Genomic DNA, 1,255 nt, shown 5'->3' with positions numbered 1-1,255 from the left:
GGCAGATTCATACGGTCAAGACAACATCCATTGATTTTGAGGAGGTTGTCGTGCCGAAGGGATATCGGTTTTCGAAGTCAGTTCGTCGAGAGTTTTTTGATCAGGTGTGTGGGGGTCAGTCGATCCGGGGTGCGGCAAGCGACCTCGGCGTGTTCTACAACACGGCTTGGGTGTGGTGGCGCGACGCTGGAGCGATGAAACTGCACAGGGGTAAGGGCGATCTGGGTTTGGCCGATTCGGGCGATCGCGATCGGCGCGGCGGGCGCGGTCACCGATTCAGTTATGACGAGCGGGTCGAGCTGATGCGGGGTCTGGACCGGGGACTCAGCCAGGCCGAGATCGCCCGAGGATTCGGCCGTGACCGATCGGTCATCTGTCGTGAGATCAAACGCAACCGTAGTCCCGACGGGGATTATCACGCGGGTCTGGCCCATGCCCGTGCTACCCAGAATGCCAAGCGGCCCAAGCAATTCAAGCTCAACGACACCCGGTTGTGCGCGCAGATCGAGGCGTGGATGGACGACGGGTGGAGCCCAAAGCTGATCGCTGAGGTGTTGGCCCACGATCACCCCGATGACAAGCTCATGCAGGTGAGCCACGAAACCATCTACACCAGCCTCTACGTGCAGACCCGTGGCCAGCTGCGTGCCGACCTGCACAAGTGCCTGTCAACCAAGCGGGCGGCGCGCAAGCCCCGCGGCCGCACCGAACGTCGCGGGAAGTTCAACGACGTGATCACCATCAGCAAGCGTCCCGCCGAGGCCGCCGACCGCGCCGTTCCCGGGCACTGGGAGGGCGATCTGATCCTGGGCAGCCGGGGCACGAGTGCGATCGGCACGCTGGTCGAGCGCAGCACCCGGTTTACCATCCTGCTGCACCTGCCCACCGATCACACCGCCGAATCGGTGGCCGCCGCGATGATTGCCGCGATGAGCGAGCTGCCGGCCCATCTGCGCCGCACGATCACCTGGGACCGCGGCAGCGAGATGGCCGACTGGGCCGACATTGCACTGCAGCTGCAGGCCCCGGTCTATTTCTGCGATCCACATTCACCATGGCAGCGGGGCAGCAACGAGAACACCAACCGGCTGCTGCGGTTCTGGTTCGAGAAGGGCACCGACCTCCGCGTACACACCGCCGCAGACCTCAAACACATCCAGGACACCCTCAACAAAAGACCACGACCCACGCTCGACCTCGACACACCCGCCGACCGGCTCAACGCCCTACTCGCCCAAGCGGCCGCCTAACGCCG

1 protein-coding gene is annotated in these 1,255 nt (G+C 64.0%); it reads left to right on the top strand.

Annotation, left to right across the window (positions count from 1 at the left end; genetic code table 11):
* Positions 1–50 precede the first annotated feature (50 nt).
* Positions 51–1,250, top strand: coding sequence for an IS30 family transposase (locus tag D6M19_RS34025; RefSeq protein WP_123029677.1), 1,200 nt, complete (start codon positions 51–53; stop codon positions 1,248–1,250).
* Positions 1,251–1,255: the final 5 nt, after the last annotated feature.

Source organism: Mycolicibacterium stellerae, assembly GCF_003719305.1.
Classification (GTDB): domain Bacteria; phylum Actinomycetota; class Actinomycetes; order Mycobacteriales; family Mycobacteriaceae; genus Mycobacterium; species Mycobacterium stellerae.
The sequence above is the reverse complement of the archived record's forward strand: the minus strand, read 5'-3'. Positions and strand labels throughout refer to the sequence as shown.